Raw genomic sequence first — 1,744 nt, 5'->3', positions numbered from 1 at the left:
TTCGCCGCCGTTCACGCCTCAGTTCTAAACTTGTTCAACTCAGAGCGCAGCCTGTCTTCTAGAACAAATTTCAATCTTAACAGCGCTGCCGCTATCGCAGAGTGGCGCGGTTTCTGCACCGAATAAAGTGCAGGCATCCTGCCCTTTGTGAGACTGGTTCGCACTAGTCTGCCAGCACCGCCACCCACCCCTATCTCTGTCAGCACAGTCCGTCTTTCCCTGTTTTCTCCCCTTTTTCCAAGCGCTTGGGCCATGCCATCTGCCAGAGAGACGACTGTAATTCAGTGAACTGGCGCGATTTCCGCGCAACGTCTCCGAAGGCACCATAACGCGCTTCGGTTAGCGTCAAGATTCCCTGCTAACAGGGATTTAACAGGGAAATTCTTCAAGTTTTGGACTTTTGAGCGATGTTCCACCCTGAATCTGTGCGCGTTATCAATGCATTGCGGAAGAATTCCCTACGCAAATTAACAGGGAATATTTTCGCGATTATCAGGAAACTTTTCGGAAAGAACAGGGAATGCCGCATCCAGATCAGGGAAGCCACTGACCGCTTTTGAAGCCGAACAATCGGGCCTGGGCATCCCAGTCCAGTGGCACTGGTTTTCGGATTATCCGTTCGAGGGTCAGGTTCGTCGGCTGGCGCCCCTCAAGGATTGCGCTCTGGATCTCGGGCGACAAGAACGCCAGCTGCGATCGCGTGCGAATGTAGGATTCTGCATGCCCCGTCGCCACGGCGATCTCTCCAAGGGGCCTGCCGTTGCGCAATTCTGCTGCCCAGACATGCGCACGGGAAAGAGCGCGAAGTAGCGTACGATCTGGTTGAGGCTCGCGGTCGCCGATGACGATCCTTACTTCGACACCGCGTCGGCGCAGTTCGAATGGAACCTCAATCGTCAGAACCGCGCGGTCTATCTCATTGGGTTGCACTCCAAGTGCCTCGGCCAGTGCGTCCGCATTCAGCTTCAAGACAATGTTGCGCTTCTCGATCTGCCCCTCGTCCAGGATCTTTTGAAGAAGACCGTTCGCGCCCTCTGAGAGTCGACAGGTGAGGTGCTGTGCCTTTGTTAAGATCGCATCACCGCGCTGCAGATCGGGCCGTACGCAAATCCGATGGTCGCGGGCCAGTTTCCCGATATGCCGTGCACTAGCGTTCGCCACAGCCTGCTCCAGAGCGTTTGCCGGCAATCGCCAGCCACGGGGGTCGGTCCCGCCAGAGACCAGCCGGTTCGAGACATAGTATCGGATTTGCCGTCCATGACGCCGAGTGTGCGTCGGGGTCAATCGGTCTCCAGTTTCATCATGCAACTTACCAGTGAGAGGGGCGGCACATTTTGACCCTATCCGTTGGGTGGTAGTCTTTCGGCCCCGCGGCCGTGCACTGGCAGCCGCCAGCTTTTCCTGGACCCGGTCCCAAACCGCCTCGCAGACAATCGGCTCATGCTGCCCATCCCAGATCTGGATCTTGTGGCGGATCTTGCCGACGTAGATCGGGTTGCGCAGCAATGCGTAGATCTGGCCGCGCGAGAACGGATTGCCACCCTGGACCCGCCCGGAGCGGAAGCGGTGCAGCTTGGAGCGCAGGCCCAGATCATTGGCCCGGCGCATGACCGCGTTCAGGCAGCCGAGGTCATCGTAGAGCGCGAAGATCGTCCGAACGGTTTCTGCCTCAACTGCGTTGATGACGAGACCGCGGGTTTTTGGATCTGGATGCGGATTGTACCCGAGCGGCGGGACGCCACCC

General features: G+C 57.9%; 1 protein-coding gene. It reads right to left on the bottom strand.

Going from position 1 to position 1,744, the window contains the following annotated elements; all coding sequences use genetic code 11:
- Positions 1 to 534: 534 nt before the first annotated feature.
- A partial coding sequence (locus AC2FNS_RS18015) for a recombinase family protein (RefSeq protein WP_496803940.1) occupies positions 535 to 1,744 on the bottom strand: 1,210 nt, incomplete at its 5' end.

The organism is Ruegeria sp. BHSA191 (genome assembly GCF_059613325.1).
The sequence above is the reverse complement of the archived record's forward strand: the minus strand, read 5'-3'. Positions and strand labels throughout refer to the sequence as shown.